The following is a 24,188-nucleotide window of genomic DNA, read 5'->3' as shown; positions in this document are numbered from 1 at the left end:
GGCCGCGCCGGTTGCTGGTTCTTAGCGGCGCTTACAGTTTATTACGCGGCGGCAAAGTAGAGGGTGGGCATTGGGTTACACGTTGTAATCAACCCCTAAGCCACCGTAATCGACTGGCCGCTAATCTGGGTCATCCATAGCCGCTGGCATGGCATTGCGCGGTTTCCCTCGAGCCTGGCGCCGCTTCTGGCGCCGCGCTCCGTTGTGCGCGAAATCAGGCGCATTCGCAGGCGACATATCCTCGTTCTCCTTACGCGTTTGAAGGACGCATGCGTCATTGCATGCCAGGCGGCCCTTTGTCGAACCCAGTCGAAGGATGCCCTGAGCATGACACGAGTTCATATTTTGCCGGCACGTTCGCCGCGTGCAACGATAGTAAGCCCGCTTGCCGTCGTGGCGGTGATCGCCGCCTTCGCCCTCGCGGGTTGCGGTCAACAGGCGCCGCAGATGCCACCCCAAATGGTCCCCGAAGTCGGCGTGGTAACCATCGCGCCGCACGCTGTGGTCGCCAGCACGGAACTGTCCGGCAGGCTCTCCGCCATACGTGTGGCCGAAGTCAGGCCGCAGGTAGAGGGCATCGTGAGAAAGCGCCTCTTCACGGAAGGCGCGGTGGTCGCGGCGGGCAGCGTGCTTTATCAGATCGATCCCGATAGTTACCAGGCCGCTTACGATCAGGCCGTTGGCACGCTCGCGAAAGCGGTGGCCACGGCCGCCGCGGCGCAGACCAAAGCCACGCGCTACACGGCGCTGTGGAAGGTCCAGGGCGTCAGCCAGCAGGACTATGACGACGCGATCTCGTCGTTGCAGGAAGCGCAAGCGGATGCGGTCGCCGACCGCGCCGCGTTGAAGACGGCAGCCATCAATCTTGGCTACACGAAGGTGGTCGCGCCGATTGCCGGACGCATCGGCAAATCCAGCGTGACAGAAGGTGCGCTCGTCACGGCGGAACAGACCACTGCACTGGCCACGGTTCAGGCCACGGACCAGATGTATCTCGATGTGACCCGCTCGTCGGCGGACTGGCTGCGGTTGCAGAAAGAGTTCGCCAGCGGTCAGTTGCAGCAGGCCGGCAAGGATGGCGCGGTGGTTCATCTGGTGATGGAAGACGGCTCTCCCTATGCGCAGGCCGGCAAGCTGCTGTTCTCCGATATCACCGTCGATTCGACCACCGGCTCGGTCACCTTGCGTTGCGTGTTCCCGAATCCCGATGGCGTATTGCTGCCCGGCATGTTCGTGCGTGCCCGGCTTGAAGAGGGCGTGAACCAGCAGGCGATCACCGTGCCGCAACTGGCCGTCTCGCGCGCCTCCGACGGCTCGGCCAGCGTGCTGACGGTCGATGCTGCCAACAAGGTGGAGCAGAGACACGTCACCGCAGATACCGCCAACGGCGCCGACTGGATCGTCACCCGCGGGCTGAAAGCCGGCGACCGGGTGATCGTCGCGGGTTCGCAGAAAGCGCGTACGGGCGCTCTCGTCAAGCCGGTGAAGAGTCCCGCCACGGCGGACACCGCTGCCACTGCAGCGACCCGCGCGCCGCTGGCCGCACTTCCGACAACCGGTAGCTAAAGCGAGACTCTCATGGCTGGATTTTTTATCAATCGACCGATCCTCGCGTGGGTCATCGCCATCGTCATCATGATGATAGGCGGGGCTGCCATGACGACACTGCCGGTCGAGCAGTATCCGAGCGTGGCGCCTGTCTCCGTGCAGATCACGGCGACCTATCCGGGTGCCTCCGCTGAAACCGTCGCGACCACTGTCACGCAGGTGATTGAACAGAAGCTGAGCGGTATCGATCATCTGCTGTATATGTCGTCCACCAGCAGTTCAGCCGGACAGGCCACCATCACGCTGACGTTCCAGCAAGGCACCAACGCGGACATCGCCCAGGTGCAGGTGCAGAACAAGGTGGAGCAGGCAACCTCGTCGCTACCCCAGACGGTACAGGATCAAGGCGTGCAGGTCGCGAAGGCGGCCAACGCGTTTCTGATGATCGTTTCGCTGTCTTCGAGCGACGGCAGTGTGAACTCGATCGACCTTGGCAACATCATCGCCACGCAGATCGAGGACCCGCTTACGCAGATCAACGGCGTCGGCGACGTGACGCTTTTCGGCGCGCAGCACGCCATGCGCATCTGGCTCGACCCGGTGAAGTTGCAGGCCGTCGGCTTGACGACCAGCGACGTCACGACAGCCATCACCAATCAGAACGTCCAACTCTCGGTCGGGGAAATCGGCGGCAAGCCGTCCACCACGGCTCAGGCGATCAACGCGACCATCTCGTCCTCGAGCCTCCTCACGACGCCCGCACAGTTCGGCGCCATCCTGTTGCGGGTGAATAGCGACGGCTCGAAAGTGCAGCTCAAGGACGTGGCGCGCGTCGAAGTGGGCGGCGACGACTACAGCACGGATTCGCGTCTGAACGGCAAGCCGGCGGCGTCGCTCGCCATCAAGCTCGCGAGCGGCGCCAACGCGATGAATGTCGCCAAGGCGGTGCGCGCGAAACTGACCGAACTGGGCGCGCAACTGCCACAGAACGTGGTGGTCGATTACCCGTACGACACGACGCCCTTTGTGCGCATCTCCATCGAAGAGGTCTTCAAGACCTTGATCGAAGCGGTGATGCTGGTGTTCGTCGTGATGTACGTGTTCCTGCAAAATCTGCGTGCCACGCTGATTCCGACCATCGTCGTACCGGTTGCGTTACTCGGCACTTTTGGTGTCATGTCGTTGGTCGGCTTTTCGATCAACGTGCTGTCGATGTTCGGGCTGGTGCTGGCCATCGGGCTGCTGGTGGACGATGCCATCGTGGTCGTGGAAAACGTGGAGCGGCTCATCGCAGAGGAGGGGCTTTCGCCAGTTGAAGCGACGCGCAAGGCGATGAAACAGATCACCGGCGCGCTGGTGGGCATTACTACCGTGCTGATTGCGGTATTTATTCCGATGGCGTTTTTCTCGGGTTCGACTGGCGCGATTTACCGGCAGTTCTCGATCACGATTGTCGCGGCCATGCTGCTATCCGTCTTCCTTGCGTTGACGCTTACGCCGGCGCTGTGCGCGACCTTGCTCAAGCGTTCAGATGTCGGGCATCACGAGAAGCGCGGTCTCTTGGGGTGGTTCAACCGCGTGCTGACGCGCGGCACTCACCGGTACGACGCGGCTGTGGCACGCGTGATCGGCAGACCTCTGCGCTATATGGTGACTTACGCGCTGATTGCGGGTGTGGTGGCATTGCTCTTCATGAAACTGCCTTCCTCATATTTGCCGGATGAGGATCAGGGCATCGTTATCACGTCGATCTCGGCACCCGTCGGCACGCCGGCTTCGGTCACGCTAGACACTATCAAGCAGGTGGAAGCGTATTACCTCGGGCTGCCGCAGGTGGACAAGATCATCTCGATCACGGGCTTCAGCTTCAACGGTTCGGGGCAGAACAACGCGCTCGCCTTCGTCAGACTGAAGGACTGGAGTGTACGGCGTGGTGAAATGAATTCAGCGGCGGCGATTATCCAGCGCGCCAACATGCATTTCGCGGCCACCCGCAACGCGCAGATTTTCGCGCTCAATCCGCCGGCCATTCAGGAGCTCGGTACGCAGAGCGGGCTCGACTTCGAACTGGAAGATCGAGCAGGGCAAGGTCACGACAAGCTGATGGCGGCGCGCCAGCAACTGATTGCCCTGGCCGCTAACGACAGCGCGTTGTCCGGTATGCGCCCGGGCGGTCTTGACGATACGCCGCAGTTCAACGTGAATATCGACCGCGAGAAAGCGAGTGCACTCGGCCTTTCGATCGCCGATGTAAATGACACGTTGCAAACGGCGTTCGGCTCCACATACGTCAACAACTACGTCGATACGGGGCGTATCCAGAAGGTCTACGTTCAGGCTGACGCGCCGTACCGGATGATGCCGTCGGACATTGGGCGCTGGTACGTGAGGTCGAGCAGTTCCAGCACGACGACCAGTTCCGGTAGTTCGAGCAGCTCCAGCAGCTCGGGCGATTCCAGCAGCACGACCACGACCAGCTACGACGGTGAGATGGTGCCGTTTTCTGCTTTCGCCACCGGCAAGTGGACCTTCGGGCCGCCGCAGATCGAGCGCTTTAACCGCACGCTGGCCATGGAGATCACCGCGCAGACCGGCCCGCACGCGAGCACCGGCCAGGCTATGGCCGCCGTCGACGCGCTCGTGAAGAAGCTGCCGGCCGGCTTTGGCATCGACTGGACCGGGCAGTCGTATCAGGAGCGTATGGCCGGCTCACAGGCAATCTATCTGTACGCGATTTCGGTGATCGTGGTGTTCCTGTGCCTCGCGGGCCTGTACGAAAGCTGGTCCATCCCGATCGCCGTGATTCTGGTCGTGCCGCTCGGCGTGCTGGGGGCGGTGCTCGGCGCGCATATCCGCGGCCTCTCGGACGATATCTATTTCAAGGTCGGCCTGCTCGCGACCATTGGACTCTCAACCAAGAACGCGATCCTGATCGTCGAATTCGCCAAGGACCTGCAGGCGCAGGGCCACAGCCTGATCGACGCCACGCTCGAAGCCGCGCGCCTGCGCCTGCGACCGATCCTGATGACCTCGCTTGCCTTCGTGTTCGGCGTGCTGCCGCTCGTCATCAGTACGGGGGCGGGATCGGCTAGCCGGCATGCGATCGGCACCGGCGTGATGGGCGGCATGATCGCCGCGACCTTGCTCGCGATCTTCTTCGTGCCGGTGTTCTTCGTCGTCGTACGGCGGCTGTTCGGCGAGCACGGCCATACCCCGAAAAACGAAGGTAATGAATGATGAAACTCAAACTGGCCGCCTGCAGTGTGGCACTGGCGGTTGCCGCGCTTACGGGCTGCACACTCGATCCGCATTACGAACGGCCCGCTGCTCCGGTTCCGGCCGCCTATCCGCAAGGCGACGCCTACCAGAGTACGACCGCGGCGCAAAAGACGATCGCCGGCGCGCCGCTTGCAACCGATACCGATTGGCATCAGTTTTTTCGCGACCCCCGTCTGCAGCGGCTGATCCAGATCGCCCTCGACAATAACCGTGACCTGCGCGTAGCCGCGCTGAACGTGGCCGAGTATGAGGCGCAATACCGGATCACCCGCGCTGCGCTCGCGCCGACCATTAGCGCGAGCAGCAGCTTGACGCGTGAGCGCGTCGAAGGCGTCACGACGGGTGACAATGAACTGAATGTCGGCACGACGTCGTGGGAGATCGATTTCTTTGGCCGCCTGAGGAGCCTCAAGCGCCAGGCACTGGAGAACTATCTCGCCACCGACGCATCGCGCGAGAGCACACGGATCAGCCTGATCGCAACAGTGGCAACCGACTACCTGACGTGGTTGTCCGACGAGCGGCTCCTGAAGGTGACCGGGGACACGGTCAAAGCGGATCAGGCCACGTACGACGTGACGAAGCGCATCCAGCAACTGGGTAATTCTTCGCTGCTGGATGTGCGGCAGGCGGAGAACACGCTGGCGAGCGCGAAGGCAAGCCTTGCGTCTTACCGGCGTGCGGTGGAGCAGGATCGCAACAACCTGGTTGCGGTGCTCGGCGCGCCGCTTCCGGACGATCTGCCGCCCGAGCCCAAACTGGACGATGCGTTCGACGACGGTTCGATGTTCGCCGACATCGGCGCAGGTGTGCCGTCGATGCTGCTCACGCGTCGTCCGGACATCGTGGAAGCCGAGCATACGTTGAAGGCGGCAAACGCGAACATCGGCGCCGCCCGCGCGGCATTCTTTCCGAAGATCGAACTGACAGCTACTGCCGGGGCGTCGAGTTCGACGCTTTCCAGTCTGTTCAAGGCAGGCAGTGGGGCGTGGGTATTCTCGCCAAGCATCTCCGTGCCGATCTTCGACTACGGCAGCAACAAGGCAACGCTCGATGTCGACAAGATCGAAAAGAATATCGACGTCGCTGATTACGAAAGCACTATCCAGACGGCGTTCAAGGAAGTGGCGAATGCGCTTGCGGCGCGGGCGACGTATGTCGATCAGGTGCAGGCGGACCGCGAGTATGTGGCGTCATCCGAGAGCTACTACACGCTGGCTCAAGGGCGTTACAAGGCGGGTACGGATAGCTTCCTCACGTTCCTCGACGCGCAACGCACGCTTTACACCGCGCAGCAGCAACTGGCGTCGGATAGCTTGTCGCGCCAGTCCAATCTCGTCACGTTATACAAAGTGCTCGGAGGCGGATGGTAGTGAATGGTGCTGCGACCATTAGTTCGGATTTGCGCGATTCCGTTGCGGCAATTCCGACTGGCCTCATCCGCCAGATCGGATATTCTGCGCTCACGCGTCAGTAGACGACCAGCATTGACTTATCCGGCTGCATGTCCACTACTGATTGACTTGCTGATGTGGTTGTCTATCACGTCAATGCACAGGAACGCGGCCTCCGCGATCTGATCGATTTCCGCGTCGGTGTTCGTTCGCGGGGACATCGTCAGGCACTTGCGAAGAGACCCGCTCAACGTCCCATGGATGAAGGCGGCCGCCTGCCTCGTGTCGAAATCCGCGGACAGTTGGCCGAGCGCCACCGCACAGCTCAACGCAGCCTCGATCTGTGCTTGGGCGTGGATACCCGCCATGTGAATGCGTTCGCACAACTGCGCTGTCTCCGATGCGTTCTCGCATGCGGTGAACACAATGCCATACAGACTCCGCGTCCGCGCGTTCTGCAACACGTCGCGCAGACACCGATGCAGATCGGTGCGCAACAATCCAAGCGGATCGCCGTCGCTGCTGCATGGTTCGATCGAGAACGGGTCGAGCGGCAGGCTGGAGCTTTCGAGCATCGCATGAAGCACCGACTGTTTGTTCTTGAAGTGGCCGTGCATCGTGCCGCGCGTCATGCCGGCCTCCTTCGCGATGTCGTCGAGCGACGTACGTGTCGCGCCTCGCAGAAGAAAGATACGTTCCGCTGCGGCGATGATCTTCGCCCGCGTATCGAAAGCGCGTTGCCTAGCCCTGCTCATACCTTTTGCTCATTCGTTCAGTACATCGTCGCTCGAAAAGACGCACCCGTGATGCGGCTGATTTAATCACCAGTCAATCTTACGGCGATGTCGCGCGCGTTTGATTAGTGAATCTTACTAACCCGGCCATTCCAATTCCTTTTCTTCCGCAGACGTCCTCCAGGTCGCTGACTTTAAAGCGGGTTGTGGGTAACTGCATGCTTGCTGCTTCCGCCAAGGCACCCAGCTGCCATAGATATAGTTTGCGCGGACCATGGTCAACTGCCTTGCAAAATGTCGTCTGCGGGCAAATATGGCACACTGTGCTATATTTCACTTGCTGAAGCGTTTCCGGTGGCCGCATGCATATTCCAGAACTTATCGACAAACGTGCGCTACAACACGCCCGGCGACTATGGCTACACTACGGTGTCTTCTGGTTGGGCGCCATCGCTACCGGGCTGGTGGCCGTTTTCTACGCGAAGCTGATCGACGTCGGCTATGACACCTTCCTTCGCTACGCGACGCGGTACTGGTGGCTACCGCTTCCCGTCACCCCGGCAATCGGCGCACTGGGTGTGTGGCTCACCAGACGCTACTTTGCTGGCGCCGAAGGCAGCGGCATCCCTCAGGTTATGGCCACACTCCATGACAGCGGCGATCTTGCGCCACGTCTGCTGAGCATCAGGATCCTGATCGGCAAGATTCTGGTGTCGTTCCTCTCGATACTCGGGGGATTCACGATCGGCCGCGAAGGGCCGACGATCCATGTGGGTGCCGCGCTCATGTTCAACCTGAGACGCTTTTATCCGCAGCGATTCCGGGCCATCCGGGGCATCGAACTGGAGCGGCGTCTGGCGCTCGCCGGTGCCGCCGCAGGTCTGTCGGCGGCGTTCAATGCGCCGCTCGCGGGAGTCGTGTTTGCCATCGAAGAGTTGACCCGCAGCTTTGAGCAGCGCACGAGTGGCGTGCTGATTACTGCGATCATCTTTGCTGGGGTCGTCTCGCTGGGCCTGCAGGGCAACTACACGTATTTCGGAACGATCGACATCGGCAGTCGCTTCCCCGATCTGCTGGCAGTGGCGGTTGTATTGATTGGCGCCGTGTCGGGCGTTGCCGGTGGCATCTTTTGCTGGCTACTACTGAATACCAATCGCTGGATGCCTGCGTCGGTGGTCGCCTGGCGCACGAACCGGCCGGTGGCATTCGGAGCGGCATGCGGCCTCGTGGTCGCGGTGATCGGTGTCGCATCTGGCGGCCACACGTTCGGTAGCGGCTACGCCGAAGCGCGCGCGATGCTGGAAGGACGTGCGCAACTAAGCGCTGCGTACCCGGTCGTCAAAATGGTTTCGATGGTCGGGTCGTATCTGCCAGGCGCGCCCGGCGGCCTGTTTGCGCCGTCGCTCGCAATTGGCGCCGGTATCGGCAATGCGTTACACCTGCTGTTTGGCCAGATGCAGTTGCCCATGCTGATCGCCCTTGGCATGGTGGGCTATCTGGCAGCGGTTACCCAAAGCCCCATTACCGCTTTCGTGATCGTGATCGAGATGATCAACGGCCATGCGCTTGTCATCTCCCTCATGGCCACGGCGTTGATCGCCAGCCAGATATCGAAACTGTTTGCGCCTGCACTTTACGAAGCGTTGTCTGAACGTTACAGCAGGCTCGATGTAGCGCCGGATGTCGTACCACCCAGCGCTACCGGGGAAAGTTCATCGCAGGGAGATCCGACTGACGATCCGCGCACGGCACAAGCCGCAGAACGCCTGTGACAGGTCAGCCACGTTGGGAGGACGGAAACGCGCGCCCAGCTCTCCGTGCGGCCACCCTAATGGATTTGAAAACATGACTCTCCGTCATTTGTATTAATCGCCCATCGCTGTTCGCGAGGTTAACCACCCTCCGCTCTGGAGCGATCACGGTAATCGTAACGAGGCGCGATCGCGCCTTCGGTCAGAGGAGACCTACCATGACCAGGACTGGATTTTTCGCTACCACGCTCATTGCGAGCATGCTCGCCGCGTGTCATTCGGGTGTGAGGGTGGAACCGCAAAGCGGTGCCACCCAGGGCAACTCCACCGCCAGCCAGCCGGCAAACGTGGCGCCCATAACGGCCGATGAACTCAACAATCCTAATAGCCCGCTCGCGAAGCGAAGCATCTATTTCGACTTCGACAGCTATATCGTCAAAAGCGACTATCAACCGCTGCTTGAGGCCCACGCGAAATATCTGATGACTCACCCGAACCGGCATGTTCTGATTCAGGGCAACACCGATGAGCGCGGAACGAGCGAATACAATCTCGCGCTGGGTGAAAAACGCTCGGAAGCAGTACTCCATGATCTTGAGACCCTTGGCGTACCCGACTCACAGTTGGAAGCGGTTAGCCTGGGGAAAGAAAAGCCGCTCGCTTTGGGCCACGATGAGGCATCGTGGGCACAGAACCGGCGCGCAGACCTCGTCTACCGGTGAGACCGCGTGGCCCGAAGAAAGCTGGATGTCCCGTTGTCAACGCCGCTAGCGAATTCGAAGTGACCGTCCAATGTGGCCAGCAGCGTGACTTTGTTCTCGGTGAGGACACGAGACCCTGCTGTACACAACGGTTGACGTTCATTGAACAAACAGGTGACCTGCAACTCGCCAGGTCCGTTCCGCCCAGCTCCGTTTAAACCCGGCCAGCCGCAGATGGATCAACCCTGTCCCCAGCTTGATTGTTACGCATTGTCGATCTGCCGCAGAGACGTCCACGTTTGCTGTCGAACTGCGTGTCACCGCTGTCTCGCACCATTCAGCGCCTTTGCAACTGCTAATTCTGTTCTAAGTTTTGTGGTCCAGGCTCAGATGGCGGTTGCAGCCCAGGCGTCGCAACCGTAGTCGCAAAACGCGATGGAGACAGATCGGAACCGCCGGTACAGGAGTTCGCTATGTATGGAAGATTCGCTGCGAATTCTCTGAGCCGGCGTCTTTGCTTTTGGCTACTCTGCACATTGCTCACCGTCGGTTGTGCGGGAATGGCCGGAACCGTCCTGGTTGCTCGCAAGTTCGAAACTAACGTCAGCCAATCCGCCGGGGCTGCTGCGCCGCAGAACGCGGGAGAGGTCGTAGATACAGCACGCGGGTCAGATATCGCAAGCAGTGGAAACAATGAGAAGGGCGGTGGACTGCCGCTGGACTGCGTCGCACCAATTGCCATGTCCCTGCTGCTCCTGGCGCTCGCAAATGTCCTGATAGTGTGCCGATGTCTGCGCCCGCTGGATCAGTTGCAGCACCTTGTCGCTTCGCTTGATCCTGAAAGGCCAAAACCGGTTGAGGCGGGAGATGTGCCGTTCGAGTTAAAGCCCATCGTCGATACCATCAATGGTTTGGCTATGCGGCTTTCATCGCGCAGCGAAGTGGACAGGCGATTTACGCGAAATGCGGCCCACCTGCTGCGCACTCCGATTGCGGCCGTCAGCGTTCAGGTTGCCAATCTGAACAACGCGCCGAGCGGGCAGCATGAAGAGCGCCTGGCCGAGTTGCAGCAAGGCGTCGAGCGATTGACGTCACTTGCCTCACAACTCCTCGATCTGGCGAACGCGGATGGGGAAGCGCCCCGCGATATTGTTACCAACGTTGCGCTGAGCCGGGTTGTCCATGACGTCGTCGCGAACCTTTTCCCGTTCGCCATTCAACGCGACGTGGACCTCGGCGCGGGTCGAATACAGGAAGTGAAAGTCCGTGCGTCAGAGGCAGATCTCAGGATCCTGCTGAGAAACGTCGTCGACAACGCGATCCTTTACAGCGGTGCAGGTGCACACGTCGATATCACAGTATCGCGCATAGACAACGTTGCGGTCATTCTGGTCATCGACGACGGGCACGGCATGACTGCGCAGCAAATTGATCAGGTGTTTGAAAGATTTCAGCGCGATGAAACACACCAAGGCAACGGGAGCGGACTTGGTCTTCCAATCGCGCGGGCCCTGGCCACGCGCTATGGTGGAACAGTCGAACTGGAGACCCGTTCGCCCCGGACGACTGGCATGATAGTACGAATTGAAATTCCCGCAATACCTGACCGCGAAAATCAGGACGACGTGTAGAGCACGCCAGGACTGTACGTGACGCAAACGCGTTTTTTCATTGTGCTTCAGCGTGCAGTGAACAAACAGAACCATACCGGTTCAAGAGGCCTCTTCAGAAAGAGGCTCCGGCTTTTGCCATGGCGAGGTTCTGGACCAGCCTTGAACGAGTAGATGGATGCCTCCGGCTAATCGCACACTTCGAACAGAACGCCGCAGGACACACGATTGAGCAACGAAGTATGGTTCTCCCCGGTCCACCAGCGTGCGAGGAAGCCTTCGGGATGGTGGCCAATAACGATCAGATCAACTTTCAGTGAGTTCGCGAGACGTGCGATTTCTTCAACGACGCTCCCAACAGCAAAATGCCCTGTCGCCGTGACACCCCAGGCATGAAGTTTCTCGATTCCTTCCTGGAGTATCTCTTTTGCTGTACCTTCGTCAATGTCGGGCTTCACCGTAGAAAAGAAATCATAACCACCTGAACACCACGAGGAACCTAGAATCGCGAGCAAATGGGTTTCGGCCTGCAGTTGCCGCGCAAGTGCCGAGCCGCAGCGTAGCGCCAGCCTCCCTTCGGGGGTGCCGTCATAACAAAGAAGAATCCGGTTAAACGGAGCCATTATCCAGATCACCTCCAACGACCCGCCGGAGATCGTCACCCATGCGGATCCGTTGTCACCGCACAGGTATCGCCGGTACGTTCGCGACCACCACCTACCCAGGCCGGGCGAGCTAGACGAAGACCGTAACCGCCTCGATCAGCGCCAGGCCTAATAGCGTGCCTAGCGCCGCACTCCGCAGCTTCGGATGCCATCGTTCGATACGCAGCGCTGTAAGCAGGCTGTCGGTGAAAATGATCCCGAGAAGCGCAAAAGTCACGATCAGATAGCTGATCCCGAAGTCGCTGTTAATGAACACGATGTCCTCCCAAAATCCACCCTTCAATTCTATGTCACGCTGTGACACATGCAAGATTCCATGAGCGATCTGGCGCAAATTCAGACTGTCGAGTCTCATTTTTCTCACCGGCTCAACCGCGCGGGTTTGTCCCTACGTCGTCTTTAAGTTTCGCTTAAGCCCTTCATCCTAGATTCGAGCAGGTGGTAACGGCTCATGGCATCGTCGTCTGGCAGTATGTCCGAAGAAGCCTATGTGCCTTGATATTCGAATGCGGCAAGTCCGAATATGCTTGCGGGCGGGAACTGAACCTTGAGAGCACGGCCTCGCGTGCTCGTTGCGACTGGACTGCTAGAGGTGGCCAGACAGCCCTATTCCCTGTACCGGGGCTGACTTTGAGGATCCGGACGTAAGACCGGATCCGTTTTTTTATGCTGGGTGACACGGTGCCTGACGCGTCGCGACAATCACACCTCCACGTCACCGTCCCGTTCGTCCATTCCGAGTTTTACGAGTGTTCGACATCGGACTTCCTCCTTCCCCCCAGCGATGCGAACAAACTCCGTCTATACGATAGTTGTCGAGGTATGGAATGAAGAGACTGCTCAGTCCGCACGAGATTGCGATGCTGTTTGTGTTACTCACTTCGCCAACCGCGGTCGAACTTTCGGACCCCGACGTGGCAGGCCTCCAGCGGGAACATCTGGTCGAACTGGTCATGACAACGATTGATGCCGCCGAGTTCAAGCTGACGTCGGAAGGCGCGGAACTGATCAGGCGGTTTGGATCGATGAGGGACGATGGCTAGCCTAGCAATATCGACGGCGTGCGGATCCGCGGATCTTCAGTCTTCTCCAGTCGTCTGGTTGAACGCCCAACCGAATGCTTCGATCTCCGGTTTGTGCTTAGACGCGAGCCGAGCGAGACATTGTGCCCCTTTGGCCGTCAGGTGCACTTCAACCTGACGCCCGTCTGCCCTGCTGGCACGACGCAATACAAGCCCGTTGGCCTCGCAGCGCGACACGAGCGCGACGGTACCATTCGGCGCTGCCTGAAGCCGCTCCGCCAGTTCTCCGACCGTGGCCCAGTCACGTCCCGGGAAACCGCGGACATGCAGCATTAGTTGATACTGCAGAGGCGTGACACCTTCGGCATGTGTCACCTCCTCCGAGAAGCGAAGAAATCGACGCAATCGATAGCGGAAAAGTGACATCGCTTCGAGGTCTTCCTTATCCGGCATACTCTGTGGATCTACTGGTTTCCTGTATGTCGCCATTCTGTAGGTTCCCGTAATCGGAATGGGCTGGTTGATCCGACATCATACCCACGATCTCCCCGCGCATGCACACACGCGTTTCAACCGCCCCGCGATCTGGGCGCCGAAATGGCTGATAACAATCCGGCGGCATCAGCGTATTTTTACAGATATAGATCGTGAATCACCGAGCAGAATTATATTCGTTGTGGTGACTCTATACGTTGTACTTAACATCAGTTTCGGGCGATAGCGTTTTGGGGTCGCGAGCACCATGAACGTGGCGACGAGCAGCATGGTAATGAATGGTAGTGTGACCGCGAACCACGCCAGTCTGATGAGTGCGGCGGGCACCGCCATCCCCACCCAGGTCAAATGGATCGGCCAGCCCTCAGGCGAAGGGGTCGCCGTCAAATGGACAGGGCAGTGCGCTACCCGGCCATTCCTTTGAACGGTGCGTTTGCACTCTCTGTATTTAACAGACACCGGTATGCCAGCGTTCGGACAGGTCGCTGGCTACACCGTGCGTTTCGACTCTCAAACCCTTAGCACATAAGAATTTCCAAGGCTCACCCTGGCAGCTTGTCGGCTAGCACGTCGGCTCGCCGTATCGACGGAGGATTGGTCAGCAGTTCGTCTGCGCGTCCTAACAACGCCTCAGCAACACGACCGTTAAGATGCGCTTCCCGACCGGCCTCGTCGCCGAAGGCATCGAATATTCCAAAAGTATCTGTATCGAACCGCACGGCGAACCATGCCGTTGTTGCCGGCTCCTGTAGCACCAGAGCCTGCGCACTGGCGAGAAAAGCTGCCACTACGTCCTCTTTGCCCGGCTTGGCTTTTATTTCAACGAATAACGCAACATTTGTCATAGCTATGCTCCTGATCAATCGTTTGCGCCGTCGGTGCGGCGATGGAATCCGATACGTCTGCGTAATGTGGTATCGGTCAATGCCCCAGCATACGAGGCAGTCTATACGTGAATTCGGTGGACGGCTGCAGCGGATGACATCGATGGGAAAATATTCTCTTCGGTCATGCTTCAGGCGTTAATAGTTTCGGGGCCGGCCCGTCCGGGCGCCTGGAGTCTGACGGTACAAAGACTTCCGAACAATGCGATCCATGTGATGTTGCAGCAAGAAGCAAGTCGCCAACGTTTCCGGCTCAGCGTCTGGGCGCACACCGCCGGATTTGGTTCATCGTCGTGGCCGTCAAAGACCGTGGCCCGAGCCCGGAACTGACATGCTAGTTCGCTTCAAGGAGCGGAATGTAACCCTCAGTCGGTAATAGAGCAGTGTGCATTTCCGAATGAGCGCCCACCGAATTGAGGGTGTCGACTGTCGAGCGTCGATTTGACAGGATGCGCCATGGCACCGCTCGTGTAGGTGAGGCCGGATCCAACGCTCTGTATAACTCGTCGAGCATTGCACGAGGAGGGAGCGTGTACGTCACAAATCCCTCATTGGCCAAAGATGCGGTATGAAAACCAGCGTTGCCACACAGACGCTCTTTCACAGGAACATCGTGGATGGCTACGTCACGCGAGTTCCGGATCAGGTCCGCCGTGATGGAATCCACGATTTGACCGCCTTTGATAAATGAGGGCTTGTCGGCGGCCCAGGCCTCCGGCGGGCAAGCCTTGTGTGTTGGCATCAGTTCAATGAAAGGATTGATTTCAGCCGGATAAATTCTGCACACGTTTGGCCTTGCTTCGTATCCGCCGCATCGCATATCTGGTTGCAGGTGCGGGCAGGCGCCATCGAAGGCGGCCACGACTGTCACCAGCACGCGGATTGCAAGTTCACCGCTTTCGGCGGCAAAAGAGCGGATTCGCCTGTGTTTCACCTGGCCGTCATCCGTCGATGGCTCAACGGGCCAAGGCATCGCTTCGCAAAACACCTGGACGTCTCCCCCTCGTTCTAGCCAGCGTATGGCTTCGTGAACGCTGAGGGGCAGACGAAGGTTATGACAACAATCGCCGCACATCGTGCATGCGAAACTTATATCCATGGCCATATCGATCTCGGGGTTCAGAAAGCGAAATACAGGTACACACAAAGGGAAACGAAAGACAGCCCAACCGCGGTTGCAATCGATCTTTTGCTAGTTCGATCTGAAACCCGTTTCGGTTACATCCGAACGTGAAAATAGCCTCCGCTTCACCAGACGCTTCTGGGCCCGTCGAGAGCTACGAACAGGGGCAACAGATTTGAGCCGCGCTGTAACCGATGTCGCCAAATATCCGAACTAGGATGGGGTACCGACTTTTTCCCTCCTTCCCAACCACCAAAGGGGCCTAATCATGAACCGGTTGCCATTCGTTAAACATATCGTGGGCGCAGCGCTCCTGGCCGTATCAGCCACTGCATTCGCGGGCGAGGTGGCCTTTACTCAGGCAAGCTTCGATCAGACAGTCTCAGCGGGCCTGCCTGCCGTCGTGTACCTGCATGCAAGTTGGTGTCCCACGTGCCGGGTTCAAAAGCCGATCGTCGACCGTCTTTCTGTCGACCCCAAGCTGAAGACGGTGACGGTTTTCATAGCTGACTTCGACTCGGAAACTAAACTGAAAAGAGTACTGAAGGTGACTCAGCAGTCGACCTTCGTCGTCTTCAAGAACGGCCACGAAGTGGCGCGTTCGACAGGACAAACCCAGGAGGCTGCAATCCGGGCCGTGTTTGAAAAGGCGCTGTGATGCAATTCGCCGTCGCAACGTACGGATTGGGTTTCGTCGCGGGGGCGGCATCGGTACTGTCCCCCTGTGTGCTCCCGCTACTGCCTATACTCGCGACGTCAGCGTTGGCTAAACATCGATTCGGCATCGTCGCGCTGGCAGGGGGGCTGGCTATTTCGTTTGCGGGTGTTGGCATATTTCTCGCCACGCTAGGAGCGTCAGCCGGGCTGGACCCTGAGGTTCTTCGACGCGGCGCAGCGGGCGTGATGGTGTTTTTCGGCCTCGTCATGTTATCGGGCACCCTTCAAAGGGCTTTCTCCCGGCTGAGCGCCGTCATCGGTGTGAAGGGCCAGCAGGCGCTCGACGATGTGAAAGGAAACGGACTGCTCGGGCAGATGATGGTGGGATTGCTGCTCGGAGTCGTTTGGACCCCCTGTGTTGGGCCAACTCTGGGTGCGGCGACGTCGCTGGCTGCACAAGGTCAGGATCTCGGACACATCGCCATCCTGATGGCGCTGTTTGGCTTGGGTGCGGCATTGCCGCTGGTTTTGCTCGGAACGATCTCGAGAGTTTCGCTTATGAAGATGCGGGGCACACTCGCCACGTGGGGTAGTACGGTCCGCTGGACGCTCGGTACGCTCTTCGTGGTGATGGGGATGATCGTCATCACTGGCTTGGACCGTCAACTGGAAACCCTTCTCCTGTCCGCCAGTCCGGCGTGGCTAACCGCGCTGACAACATCGATATGATCGGGTTGGCAGCATCGGGGGGCAGGCGGACGTAGACTCAGCTGCCGCTTAGGGGTGTCATGGCATCTGACGCTGGCAGGCTGGTTGCTATTGCAGGTGAAACACCGCCGCGTGTTCCTACAACAGGTCGGCGCGGACGGCCGTCTTCGTACGGGCTTGCGAGGCTCACGATCCACCAAACCAGTTATAGCCTTGATCGACCCAATAGCCGCCCGGAAACGTGTTGGTTACGAAAATTTCCATGATGTGCTTGGGATTCTTGTAGCCGAGTTTCGTGGGCATTCTGAGTTTCATCGGATAACCGTATTTTGCAGGCAATTGCTGACCGTCATACGTAAAGGTCAACAGCGTCTGCGGATGAAGCGCCGTTGGCATATCGATGCTTTCGTAGTAATCGTCAGCGCATTTGAAGCCGATGTATTTCGCCGATGTGTCCGCACCGACGCGCTTGAGAAATTCCGAGAACGGTGTGCCGCCCCATCGGCCGATGGCGCTCCACCCTTCGACGCAGATATGCCGCGTGATCTGTTCGGCCTTCGGAAGTGCGTAAAGATCGGCAAGAGTCCAGTCCCGCCTGTCCTGAACGAGACCGCTCACTTTCAGGCGGAAATCGCTGCCATCGACCTGCGGCACATCGTCGATGCCGTAGAACGCATTGAACGGGAACGGGCGTGTGATCTGTGCTTCGGTGTAGGTCGGCGCGAGGCGGCTCGGATCGAACAGCCAGCCCTGCACGCTATCGTTCATTCTCGACACGCGCGATAAAAACGTCTCAACCGACTTGTCGTCCGACAGGCTGCATCCGGTCAGCATCGCAAGGCCGCCGAGCGTGATAATGCGCTTGCCGAACAGTCGCCGTGACGGCATATCGAGGTTACGACGCACGTCGATACTGAGCGACTCGTGATCGACGCTCCAGGAGGAAGATTTGAATAGCTTCATAATGGCATACCTCGGCTAGTGGCCACGAATCATCGTAAGCAGCGAACGCGGCACAAGAGCGACCATTGTCAGATGGACGACGATAAAACCGGCCAGCAGTGACATCGCGCAGAAGTGAACGACGCGCGCGCGGTCATATCCGCCCATCAATTCGCGCAGCAACGGAAACTGCACCGATTTCCAGATCGCGAGACCGGATACGATCAAGACGGCGATGTCGAGCATCACGAACAGGTACGCGAACTTCTGCACCGCGTTGTAGTGGCTCGGGTCGGCGTGCGACAAACGACCTTTCAGCGCTTCGCCGAGGTCGTGCAAGATCGCGCGAGGCGAAAGCGGGAAAAACTTCGACATGAACCGTCCGGTGACGAGGTTCATGGCCAGATAGAAGAGGGCATTGAAGAACAGCAGCCACATCGCCGCGAAGTGCCATTGCAGCGCACCTCCAAGCCAGCCGCCGAGCGTGATGCCGGGCGGAATCATAAAGTTCTGAAACACCGGCGACGCGTCGTAGATTCGCCAGCCCGACAGCATCATTAGCACCGCAGCCAGCGCGTTGAGCCAGTGCGTGATCCGTACCCACGCGGGTTGAATCGTGCGCGCCGCGTCGTGCGATGCACGGGGCTTAAGGATTGCATTCATGTCGAATCTCCGGGATTGGCGTCGACGCGGGAGAAAACTTCGTTTGCTTCATGATGGTGCACGCTGGGAGTTCCCTGAAATCAACGCCGCGGCGACAGACAGAAATGATGTTACCCGCATGACTGACTCCCGCTGGATAAGCGAAGCGGTATGAGTATCCGGCGGTGCGTTCCCGGCATGCCGGGAACGCCTTGGGCACTTATTTGCTCATCGCGTCGTCTTTCTTCATCGCGTCGGGTTTCATCGTGCTGCCGTCCTTGCTCATCGAATCTTTGGCCATTGCGTCCTTGCCCATTGCGTCCTTGCCCATTGAGTCTTTGGACATCGAACCTTTGGCCATCGAGTCTTTGCTCATCGCGTCTTTCGACATCGAATCATTGGACATGGCGCCGCTCGCCTGTGCGAACGCCGAACCACCGCTGACGAGCAACGCTGCGGCGAATGCTGCGATTGCAATACTTTTCATGACGACTCCTTGGATGTTGTTGACCGGGCCGGTGGGGCCAATGCGGCGTATGCGGCCCATGTGTGTATCGGGTGAACCTGCTGTCCAGCAACTACCGATGCGTTATCCTCGCGCATCTGTAAGGTAGTTCGTCACGTGGCCCGATACGGTTACAGCAGGCAAAAAATTTTTTCTTACGCGGATCAAAATGGGACGCGCGGCGCGTCCGTGAACTCCATCGGTGTCGCGCCGGTGGACCGTCACGCACTAACGAAACGCTTTGGCGCTGCTGTGCTGGTGGGCGCGACCGGTGCTTTGCTGACCACGGCGGTGGTGCCAGGCATCCGGCGCGACCTTGCCGAAGTGGCAGCCACGCCGATCTTTTGGGCCAGGATCGCGTTACCCTTATGTCTGATGATTGGCTCGCTGCGGATGTCGACGCCCTCTCCGTAACGGCCATTCGGTCGGAGTCCGGTGCTACAGCTCTTCAACGCCCCGCCTCGAAAACATTTGCTAGCCGCAGGATTTCATCGACAGTTGCAAGGAATAGAATTGCCCCATGTTTGCTGCAGTGCCGCTAACAAATAACGGCACATCTTTCGGCTCGGACAGGAGGGTAGGCGTGGTGTCGAGTACGCTGGCTCAACCCGAGCTGCCAAACAACTGCACCACCAGCCCCCGCAGCCAACGATTCCCCGCTTCATGGTGATATCTGGCGTGCCAGTGCTGCCGGACGGCGAAGCCATCCACGGGAACCGGGCAGGGACGAATGGCCAGATCATTAACTTTAGCCAGGGCCTCACCGATGTGTCGCGGCAGCGTGGCAATCAGGTCAGTCGTTTTGATGATCGCCCCTAGTCCCAGAAAACCCGGCAACTCCAGCACCACGTCCCGCTCGATGTGTTCGCGCACCAGCGCTTGTTCGAGCAGTTGCGCGCCCGTCCCGGCAGTAATTGCAACATGTGCCTCCGTGCGGTATTGCTTCAAGCCGAATTTAACGCCCAGCCTCGGGTGATAGCGATTCGTCAGACACACCCAGTCCTGTGTATATAGCTGCTGCTGGTAAATGCCGCCGCCCAGCCAGGGTATATGGCCGATCGCCAGGTCGGCCTCGCCGGATTCCAGCGCCCGTTCGGTATTGCCATCGATCCGCGTGGCTTCGAGGCGTATGCCCGGCGCTTGCGCGCGCACGTGCGAAAGCATTCGGGGAAGCAGCGTGATGTGACTGGCGTCGGTCATGCAGATACGGAAGCGCCGTTTTGCGGTGCTGGGATCAAATGCGATTTCCCACGCAGCGAAGCGCCGCAGCGACTCGAGAATTTCCCGGCACGGTCCGATCAGTGCATCGGCTTGCGGCGTTGGCGCCATGCCGCCCGGCGTGCGAATAAACAACGGATCCTGCAGATGCTCGCGCAACCGGCCCAGCCAGATGCTGATCGTCGGCTGGCTCTGGCCAAGCTGCTCGGCCACGCGCGTGACACTGCGGACGTCATACAGAAGATCGAAGAGCTGCAGCAGCTTCAGATCGGGGAGTTCTGTCGGATTCATAGCTTTATTGTCTAGCGCAATGGAGTCATTGTAATCATTGTATTGTCGATATGAACGCCGACTCGTATCGTGGTCTCCGAATTGAGGAGACGACAGTGAAGATTGCGATTCTGGGTGCGGGTGCGCTGGGTTGTGCCATCGGCGCGGCGCTCACCGAAGACGGTAACGAGGTGTGGTTGCTGAACCGCTCGGCGGCACACGTGGAAGCGATGCGGCGCGATGGCCTGCAGGTGGACGATGCCAACGGCTCGCGTCGTGTGAAGGTTCGGGCCACGACACGGGCTGTCGAGGCCGGTGCCGTCGATCTGGTCGTCGTACTGGTGAAGTCGTTTCATACCGATGCGGCGATGCGCGGGGCACTGGCGCTTGTCGGACCGGAAACGTTGGTCCTCTCGCTGCAGAACGGCCTGGGGCATGAGGATCTGCTTGCTGACATCGTGGGTCGCGAGCGTGTGCTGGCCGGCAAGACCTATGTTGGCGGTGTAATGCGCAACCTGGGGTATGTCGAGTCAGGCGTCGCCGGCAAGGCCACCTATATCGGCGAGTTAGATGGTCTAATCACCCCGCGCGCACGCGCAATTGCCGAAACGTTCAATTCCGCCGGACTCGCCACCACGGTCAGCGACAACATCATCGGCACGATGTGGGACAAGCTGCTGGTCAATGTCGCGACAGGCGCGCTGACCGGCACCACCGGCCTCACCTACGGCCAACTCTACGATGAGCCGCTTCTGAAAACGACCGCCATCGCGGCAGTCGCGGAAGCGATAGCGGTCGCGCACGCCGCCGGCGTGACGCTCTCCACGTCCGATCCCGAACGCCCGTGGACTATCGCCGGCGAAGGACTTTCCCCGGCCTTCAAGACCTCGATGCTGCAAAGCCTCGAAAAGGGCTCCATCACCGAAATCGACTTTATCAACGGTGCGGTCGTGCGCTGGGGACAACAGCGCGGCGTGCCGACCCCGGTCAACGCGACGCTGGTGGCCTGCATCAAGGGCATCGAGCGCGCCATGGCCGACAGACAACTCCCGGAGACAACCGTATGACCGCCACGAAAGCCTATCTGGAGCATGTCGCCATCTGGGTGAAAGACATTCACTGGCACATCCGATTCTTCGAAGACGTCCTCGGCATGGCCATGCGCGAGGTGGATGGCACCCGCGAGGAGCCGCGGCAGTACTGGACACTTGGTGGTCTGCAATTCGTCCATAACCCGAACCATGAAAGTCCCGAAGGTCGGCTCGCGCATCTCGGCGTGATGTGTGAAGACATGGAAGCCGCGCTGGCTGCTGCGCAGCGTTATGAAGTCAGTGAAATGCCGCAGGGACGTAACTGGATTCGCTTGCCAGACGGCCTCGCCGTAGAGCTGATCCAGGCCAGGCCCGCCTCGTGCGTTGCAACGGCACTGGCGATCAACCCACGCGCGGAGGATTGAGATGACGATCGTCGATAAGTACTGGGACGATGCGTGCGAGGGCGACGAATGTGTGAGCCCGAACTACACGGTGACCAAGGAACGCATTCTGGCTTATGCCGACCTCACCGGCGATCACACGCCGGTGCATGTGGATGAGGAATACGCGAACGCGAGCCACTTTGGCTCGATCGTCGCACACGGTCTGTTTGGGCTGTCCATCGCCGATGGCCTCAAAACCCAGAGCGAATACCGCTTTCTGCCGGGGATGTCGCTCGGCTGGACATGGGACTTCAACCTGCCCATCAAGGTCAACGACGTGCTGCACGTGAGGTTCCGCGTGGGCGCGATGCGGGCGAGCAGGAGCCGCCCCGGGTGGGGCATCGTTGTGCTGCCGTCCGAGCTGATCAATCAGGATGGCCAGGTTGTCCAGCATGGCGAGCATCGCCTGATGGTGCCGCGTCGACCGGGAGGCTTCTGATGCAGGCACGTCCTCTCGAAGGCATTCGCGTCGTCGATTACAGTCACTTCCTGGCTGGCCCGTACGTGGGACGCTGCCTCGCAGCGCTCGGCGCCGAAGTGATCAAGGTCGAGCGTCCTGGCAGTGGTGACGCGGGGCGTCAGCACGCCACCGTGCTCGATGACGAACAGAGCGGCTACTTCCTGCAACTCAATATGGGCAAGCGTGGCGTCAGCGTCAACATGAAGGACCCGCGTGGCAAGGAATTCATGCGGCGCCTGTGCGACTCGGCGGACGTGTTTGTCGAGAACTACCGGCCGGGTGCGCTGGACAAGCTGGGTCTGGGCTACACCGAGCTGTCCGCGCGAAATCCAAAGCTGGTCTATTGCTCGATCTCGGCCTACGGTCATACGGGACCGGATGCACATCGCGCCGGCTTTGGCCTGATTGCCGAAGCGAAGAGCGGCATCATGCAGATGATCGGCAACCCCGGCGAGCCGCCGCCATTGATGCGCATCTCGCTCGGCGACATGTACACGGGCATTCACGCGGTGGCGGCTATCAATGCTGCGTTGCTTGGCCGAGTGAAGAGCGGCCGGGGTCAGCACATTGATATGGCGCTCTACGACACGCTGGTGTCGATGCACGAATACGCTGTGCAGTGCTACACATTGCAAGGCGTCGTGCCGGAACAAACCGGTCACGACATGCCGACTTCGACGCTCTATGGCGTGTTCCGTGCCGCCGACGGCGATCTGGTGATCGCGGCGCAGGTGGACGACGCGTGGAAACGCTTCGCCGCCCTCATCGAGGCGCATGGCGGACCGTCCGGTTTCGGAACCGACACGCGTTTCCACGACGGCGTGGGACGCAATGCCAACCGGTTGGAGATTCTGTCCGTGGTAAAACCCTGGGTTGCCAGCCGGCCGGTCGCACAGGTGCTGCAACTGCTCGATGGTATCGACGTGCCTTGCGCGAAAGTGCAGCGCATCGACGAAGTGCTTGCCGATCCGCAGATCGTCGCGCGGGACATGGTGGTCGAGCAACAGCATCCGCGCTATGGCACGTTGCGTCTGCCGAACCTGCCGTTTCGCTTTTCCGACTGCGATACGACGGTCCGCGAGGTCGCGCCCGACCTGGGCCAGCACAATGCGGAAGTCGCGCAGTCACTGGGCTTCGGCGCTGCCGAGATCGACGCCATGCAGACCGACGGTGTCCTGTATTCAAAGGTGAGGCCATGATGACTGACCAGTACGCGGTGATCGGCAACCCGATCGGCCACACGAAATCCCCATTGATTCATGGTCTCTTTGCGCTAGAGACGCGCCAGGACATGTCGTACACGGCCATTGAAGCCCCGGTCAGCCCGCGGGACGCGTTTGCCGAAACCGTGAGCGCTTTCAGGGCTTCGGGCGGTAAAGGCATGAACGTCACCGCGCCCTTCAAGCTGAAGGCGTTCGCGATGGCCGACGAGCGCAGCGAGCGGGCGCAACTGGCCGGAGCGGCTAACGCGCTGAGGTTTGAAGACGGCCGGATCGTGGCGGAGAATTTCGACGGCGTCGGATTGGTGCACGATATCGAAGTCAACCTGGACCTGCCGATGTCCGGCAAGCGCGTGCTGATCCTTGGCGCCGGTGGTGCCGTGCGTGGGGCATTGCTTCCATTCCTCGCGGCGCGACCCGCTGAACTTGTTGTCGCCAACCGCGACGTGACCAAAGCCGAGGCGCTGGCGGCGCAAGTCGGCGCGCCGGGTTCGCTACTCGCCTGCGGCTACCGGGACCTTGAAGCTATGGGGCGCTTCGACCTCGTGGTCAACGCCACGTCGGCGAGCCTCATCGGCGAGTTGCCGCCGGTTCCGCCGAATGTGTTCAGCCCGAAGGGAACGGCCTACGAACTGGTCTACGGCAAGGGGCTGACTCCCTTCCTGCGCCTTGCGCGCAATGCTGGCGTGCTGGGCGTCGCGGACGGCGCAGGCATGCTGGTGGAACAGGCGGCGGAAGCCTTTGCATGGTGGCGCGGCGTTCGGCCCCAGACGCGATCCGTCATCGACCGGCTTACGGTTCCCCTCGATTGAGCATCTGACTGATCCGGTACGCAACCGGCATGACGACGTAGCTCTAGATCTGCCATTCCGTGAAGCCGGCA

General features: G+C 59.8%; 25 protein-coding genes. 15 read left to right on the top strand and 10 right to left on the bottom strand.

Annotation, left to right across the window (positions count from 1 at the left end):
* Window positions 1-327 precede the first annotated feature (327 nt).
* The 3 genes from P3T20_RS23475 to P3T20_RS23465 are packed head-to-tail and all read left to right on the top strand — an operon-like array spanning window position 328 to window position 6,200.
* Entirely contained in the window at window positions 328-1,566 is a 1,239-nt protein-coding gene (locus tag P3T20_RS23475; RefSeq protein ID WP_429288014.1) for an efflux RND transporter periplasmic adaptor subunit, read from the top strand.
* Window positions 1,567-1,578: 12 nt separating this feature from the next.
* On the top strand, window positions 1,579-4,785 hold the full coding sequence (locus tag P3T20_RS23470) for an efflux RND transporter permease subunit (protein WP_429288013.1): 3,207 nt from the start codon (window positions 1,579-1,581) through the stop codon (window positions 4,783-4,785).
* Window positions 4,782-6,200, top strand: a complete 1,419-nt coding sequence (locus P3T20_RS23465) for an efflux transporter outer membrane subunit (protein WP_429288012.1) — start codon at window positions 4,782-4,784, stop codon at window positions 6,198-6,200. The genes P3T20_RS23470 and P3T20_RS23465 overlap by 4 nt, the downstream gene beginning before the upstream one ends.
* A gap of 119 nt (window positions 6,201-6,319) precedes the next feature.
* Here P3T20_RS23465 and P3T20_RS23460 read toward each other — a convergent pair whose 3' ends face one another.
* Window positions 6,320-6,976 (bottom strand): TetR family transcriptional regulator, encoded by a 657-nt coding sequence (locus tag P3T20_RS23460; protein WP_429288011.1) that lies wholly within the window; start codon window positions 6,974-6,976, stop codon window positions 6,320-6,322.
* A gap of 341 nt (window positions 6,977-7,317) precedes the next feature.
* Between P3T20_RS23460 and P3T20_RS23455 the strand changes: the two genes are divergently transcribed.
* The 3 genes from P3T20_RS23455 to P3T20_RS23445 all read left to right on the top strand — a co-directional run bounded on the left by P3T20_RS23455 (window position 7,318) and on the right by P3T20_RS23445 (window position 11,038).
* Window positions 7,318-8,727, top strand: a complete 1,410-nt coding sequence (locus P3T20_RS23455; RefSeq protein WP_429288010.1) for a chloride channel protein — start codon at window positions 7,318-7,320, stop codon at window positions 8,725-8,727.
* A 197-nt stretch (window positions 8,728-8,924) separates the two neighbouring features.
* Entirely contained in the window at window positions 8,925-9,428 is a 504-nt protein-coding gene (gene pal / locus P3T20_RS23450) for a peptidoglycan-associated lipoprotein Pal (protein ID WP_429288009.1), read from the top strand.
* A gap of 539 nt (window positions 9,429-9,967) precedes the next feature.
* Window positions 9,968-11,038 carry a sensor histidine kinase gene (locus tag P3T20_RS23445; RefSeq protein ID WP_429288008.1) on the top strand — a complete coding sequence of 357 codons (1,071 nt, stop codon included), beginning with the start codon at window positions 9,968-9,970 and terminating at the stop codon, window positions 11,036-11,038.
* 167 nt (window positions 11,039-11,205) lie between these two features.
* Here P3T20_RS23445 and P3T20_RS23440 read toward each other — a convergent pair whose 3' ends face one another.
* Both P3T20_RS23440 and P3T20_RS23435 read right to left on the bottom strand, forming a co-directional pair.
* Entirely contained in the window at window positions 11,206-11,640 is a 435-nt protein-coding gene (locus P3T20_RS23440; protein ID WP_429288132.1) for a universal stress protein, read from the bottom strand.
* 112 nt (window positions 11,641-11,752) lie between these two features.
* The gene (locus P3T20_RS23435) at window positions 11,753-12,037 is read right to left on the bottom strand and encodes a hypothetical protein (protein ID WP_429288007.1); all 285 of its coding nucleotides are present in this window, start codon (window positions 12,035-12,037) and stop codon (window positions 11,753-11,755) included.
* 472 nt (window positions 12,038-12,509) lie between these two features.
* Between P3T20_RS23435 and P3T20_RS23430 the strand changes: the two genes are divergently transcribed.
* Window positions 12,510-12,725 (top strand): hypothetical protein, encoded by a 216-nt coding sequence (locus tag P3T20_RS23430; protein ID WP_429288006.1) that lies wholly within the window; start codon window positions 12,510-12,512, stop codon window positions 12,723-12,725.
* 36 nt (window positions 12,726-12,761) lie between these two features.
* Here the strand turns inward: P3T20_RS23430 and P3T20_RS23425 are convergent, their stop codons facing one another.
* The 3 genes from P3T20_RS23425 to P3T20_RS23415 all read right to left on the bottom strand — a co-directional run bounded on the left by P3T20_RS23425 (window position 12,762) and on the right by P3T20_RS23415 (window position 15,158).
* Entirely contained in the window at window positions 12,762-13,157 is a 396-nt protein-coding gene (locus P3T20_RS23425) for a MarR family winged helix-turn-helix transcriptional regulator (protein WP_083611650.1), read from the bottom strand.
* Window positions 13,158-13,741: 584 nt separating this feature from the next.
* The gene (locus P3T20_RS23420) at window positions 13,742-14,044 is read right to left on the bottom strand and encodes a putative quinol monooxygenase (protein ID WP_074267763.1); all 303 of its coding nucleotides are present in this window, start codon (window positions 14,042-14,044) and stop codon (window positions 13,742-13,744) included.
* Between the two features lie 373 nt (window positions 14,045-14,417).
* A complete protein-coding gene (locus P3T20_RS23415; RefSeq protein WP_429288131.1) occupies window positions 14,418-15,158 on the bottom strand; it encodes a YkgJ family cysteine cluster protein in 741 nt (246 codons plus the stop codon).
* Window positions 15,159-15,474: 316 nt separating this feature from the next.
* Between P3T20_RS23415 and P3T20_RS23410 the strand changes: the two genes are divergently transcribed.
* Window positions 15,475-15,864, top strand: coding sequence for a thioredoxin family protein (locus P3T20_RS23410; protein WP_429288005.1), 390 nt, complete (start codon window positions 15,475-15,477; stop codon window positions 15,862-15,864).
* Entirely contained in the window at window positions 15,864-16,592 is a 729-nt protein-coding gene (locus tag P3T20_RS23405) for a cytochrome c biogenesis CcdA family protein (RefSeq protein WP_429288004.1), read from the top strand. The genes P3T20_RS23410 and P3T20_RS23405 overlap by 1 nt, the downstream gene beginning before the upstream one ends.
* A 165-nt stretch (window positions 16,593-16,757) precedes the next feature.
* Here the strand turns inward: P3T20_RS23405 and P3T20_RS23400 are convergent, their stop codons facing one another.
* From P3T20_RS23400 to P3T20_RS23390, 3 genes are all read right to left on the bottom strand, one after another.
* Window positions 16,758-17,534 carry a molybdopterin-dependent oxidoreductase gene (locus P3T20_RS23400; protein WP_429288003.1) on the bottom strand — a complete coding sequence of 259 codons (777 nt, stop codon included), beginning with the start codon at window positions 17,532-17,534 and terminating at the stop codon, window positions 16,758-16,760.
* Window positions 17,535-17,549: 15 nt separating this feature from the next.
* Entirely contained in the window at window positions 17,550-18,176 is a 627-nt protein-coding gene (locus P3T20_RS23395) for a cytochrome b/b6 domain-containing protein (protein WP_074267767.1), read from the bottom strand.
* 199 nt (window positions 18,177-18,375) lie between these two features.
* The gene (locus P3T20_RS23390) at window positions 18,376-18,642 is read right to left on the bottom strand and encodes a pentapeptide MXKDX repeat protein (RefSeq protein ID WP_429288002.1); all 267 of its coding nucleotides are present in this window, start codon (window positions 18,640-18,642) and stop codon (window positions 18,376-18,378) included.
* A gap of 207 nt (window positions 18,643-18,849) precedes the next feature.
* Here P3T20_RS23390 and P3T20_RS23385 point away from each other — a divergent pair, with 207 nt between their 5' ends.
* On the top strand, window positions 18,850-19,074 hold the full coding sequence (locus P3T20_RS23385; RefSeq protein WP_429288001.1) for an NrsF family protein: 225 nt from the start codon (window positions 18,850-18,852) through the stop codon (window positions 19,072-19,074).
* Window positions 19,075-19,263: 189 nt separating this feature from the next.
* Here the strand turns inward: P3T20_RS23385 and P3T20_RS23380 are convergent, their stop codons facing one another.
* Entirely contained in the window at window positions 19,264-20,169 is a 906-nt protein-coding gene (locus P3T20_RS23380; RefSeq protein WP_429288000.1) for a LysR family transcriptional regulator, read from the bottom strand.
* A 95-nt stretch (window positions 20,170-20,264) separates the two neighbouring features.
* On the opposite strand from P3T20_RS23380, the gene P3T20_RS23375 reads away from it, so the two are divergent.
* From P3T20_RS23375 to aroE, 5 genes are read left to right on the top strand one after another with little or no spacing between them, the layout of a single operon-like run.
* Window positions 20,265-21,215 (top strand): ketopantoate reductase family protein, encoded by a 951-nt coding sequence (locus P3T20_RS23375; protein WP_429287999.1) that lies wholly within the window; start codon window positions 20,265-20,267, stop codon window positions 21,213-21,215.
* Complete coding sequence (locus P3T20_RS23370; RefSeq protein WP_429287998.1) at window positions 21,212-21,604, top strand: VOC family protein; 393 nt, start codon at window positions 21,212-21,214, stop codon at window positions 21,602-21,604. The genes P3T20_RS23375 and P3T20_RS23370 overlap by 4 nt, the downstream gene beginning before the upstream one ends.
* A 1-nt stretch (window position 21,605) precedes the next feature.
* The gene (locus P3T20_RS23365) at window positions 21,606-22,064 is read left to right on the top strand and encodes a MaoC family dehydratase (protein ID WP_429287997.1); all 459 of its coding nucleotides are present in this window, start codon (window positions 21,606-21,608) and stop codon (window positions 22,062-22,064) included.
* Complete coding sequence (locus P3T20_RS23360; RefSeq protein WP_429287996.1) at window positions 22,064-23,284, top strand: CaiB/BaiF CoA transferase family protein; 1,221 nt, start codon at window positions 22,064-22,066, stop codon at window positions 23,282-23,284. The genes P3T20_RS23365 and P3T20_RS23360 overlap by 1 nt, the downstream gene beginning before the upstream one ends.
* The gene (gene aroE / locus P3T20_RS23355) at window positions 23,284-24,117 is read left to right on the top strand and encodes a shikimate dehydrogenase (RefSeq protein WP_429288130.1); all 834 of its coding nucleotides are present in this window, start codon (window positions 23,284-23,286) and stop codon (window positions 24,115-24,117) included. The genes P3T20_RS23360 and aroE overlap by 1 nt, the downstream gene beginning before the upstream one ends.
* Window positions 24,118-24,188 lie beyond the last annotated feature (71 nt).

The sequence above is a fragment of the Paraburkholderia sp. GAS206C genome, from assembly GCF_050435645.1.
Lineage (GTDB): Bacteria > Pseudomonadota > Gammaproteobacteria > Burkholderiales > Burkholderiaceae > Paraburkholderia > Paraburkholderia phenazinium_B.
Note: the sequence above shows the minus strand (reverse complement) of the source record. Positions and strands in the feature narration are given on the sequence as shown.

Coding starts and splice junctions, on each gene's coding strand:
- P3T20_RS23475 (WP_429288014.1), top strand. CDS start 328: ATGACACGAGTTCATATTTTGCCGGCACGTTCGCCGCGTGCAACGATA.
- P3T20_RS23470 (WP_429288013.1), top strand. CDS start 1,579: ATGGCTGGATTTTTTATCAATCGACCGATCCTCGCGTGGGTCATCGCC.
- P3T20_RS23465 (WP_429288012.1), top strand. CDS start 4,782: ATGATGAAACTCAAACTGGCCGCCTGCAGTGTGGCACTGGCGGTTGCC.
- P3T20_RS23460 (WP_429288011.1), bottom strand. CDS start 6,976: ATGAGCAGGGCTAGGCAACGCGCTTTCGATACGCGGGCGAAGATCATC.
- P3T20_RS23455 (WP_429288010.1), top strand. CDS start 7,318: ATGCATATTCCAGAACTTATCGACAAACGTGCGCTACAACACGCCCGG.
- pal (WP_429288009.1), top strand. CDS start 8,925: ATGACCAGGACTGGATTTTTCGCTACCACGCTCATTGCGAGCATGCTC.
- P3T20_RS23445 (WP_429288008.1), top strand. CDS start 9,968: ATGGCCGGAACCGTCCTGGTTGCTCGCAAGTTCGAAACTAACGTCAGC.
- P3T20_RS23440 (WP_429288132.1), bottom strand. CDS start 11,640: ATGGCTCCGTTTAACCGGATTCTTCTTTGTTATGACGGCACCCCCGAA.
- P3T20_RS23435 (WP_429288007.1), bottom strand. CDS start 12,037: ATGAGACTCGACAGTCTGAATTTGCGCCAGATCGCTCATGGAATCTTG.
- P3T20_RS23430 (WP_429288006.1), top strand. CDS start 12,510: ATGAAGAGACTGCTCAGTCCGCACGAGATTGCGATGCTGTTTGTGTTA.
- P3T20_RS23425 (WP_083611650.1), bottom strand. CDS start 13,157: ATGCCGGATAAGGAAGACCTCGAAGCGATGTCACTTTTCCGCTATCGA.
- P3T20_RS23420 (WP_074267763.1), bottom strand. CDS start 14,044: ATGACAAATGTTGCGTTATTCGTTGAAATAAAAGCCAAGCCGGGCAAA.
- P3T20_RS23415 (WP_429288131.1), bottom strand. CDS start 15,158: ATGTGCGGCGATTGTTGTCATAACCTTCGTCTGCCCCTCAGCGTTCAC.
- P3T20_RS23410 (WP_429288005.1), top strand. CDS start 15,475: ATGAACCGGTTGCCATTCGTTAAACATATCGTGGGCGCAGCGCTCCTG.
- P3T20_RS23405 (WP_429288004.1), top strand. CDS start 15,864: ATGCAATTCGCCGTCGCAACGTACGGATTGGGTTTCGTCGCGGGGGCG.
- P3T20_RS23400 (WP_429288003.1), bottom strand. CDS start 17,534: ATGAAGCTATTCAAATCTTCCTCCTGGAGCGTCGATCACGAGTCGCTC.
- P3T20_RS23395 (WP_074267767.1), bottom strand. CDS start 18,176: ATGAATGCAATCCTTAAGCCCCGTGCATCGCACGACGCGGCGCGCACG.
- P3T20_RS23390 (WP_429288002.1), bottom strand. CDS start 18,642: ATGAAAAGTATTGCAATCGCAGCATTCGCCGCAGCGTTGCTCGTCAGC.
- P3T20_RS23380 (WP_429288000.1), bottom strand. CDS start 20,169: ATGAATCCGACAGAACTCCCCGATCTGAAGCTGCTGCAGCTCTTCGAT.
- P3T20_RS23370 (WP_429287998.1), top strand. CDS start 21,212: ATGACCGCCACGAAAGCCTATCTGGAGCATGTCGCCATCTGGGTGAAA.
- P3T20_RS23365 (WP_429287997.1), top strand. CDS start 21,606: ATGACGATCGTCGATAAGTACTGGGACGATGCGTGCGAGGGCGACGAA.
- P3T20_RS23360 (WP_429287996.1), top strand. CDS start 22,064: ATGCAGGCACGTCCTCTCGAAGGCATTCGCGTCGTCGATTACAGTCAC.
- aroE (WP_429288130.1), top strand. CDS start 23,284: ATGACTGACCAGTACGCGGTGATCGGCAACCCGATCGGCCACACGAAA.